Raw genomic sequence first — 254 nt, forward strand, 5'->3', positions numbered from 1 at the left:
GTCATGAGGTCGCGACCTCCACCTTCGCGAACGCGGTCGCATCGAGCACACCGAACGCGAAATATCCGCCGTAGGCGACCTCGACACCCAGGATCGACGGCTCCACGGCCTGCAGCAGACCGATGCGCTCCTCGTAGGCCTCAGCCTGCGACGAGCGACCAATAATCATCGTCCCTGCCGGCAAGCCGGGAGCCATCACCCGCTTGATGTCGAGAATGTCGCCGTCGAACGCGGTCGGGGACGACGCCCCAGCC

At 65.7% G+C, this 254-nt stretch carries 1 protein-coding gene; it reads right to left on the reverse strand.

Annotated elements, in window-relative coordinates; all coding sequences use genetic code 11:
* Position 1: 1 nt before the first annotated feature.
* A partial coding sequence (locus ACS2QP_RS28160) for a hypothetical protein (RefSeq protein WP_438883124.1) occupies positions 2 to 254 on the reverse strand: 253 nt, incomplete at its 5' end.

It is taken from the genome of Bacillus cereus group sp. Bce019, from assembly GCF_051781745.1.
GTDB lineage: Bacteria > Bacillota > Bacilli > Bacillales > Bacillaceae_G > Bacillus_A > Bacillus_A cereus.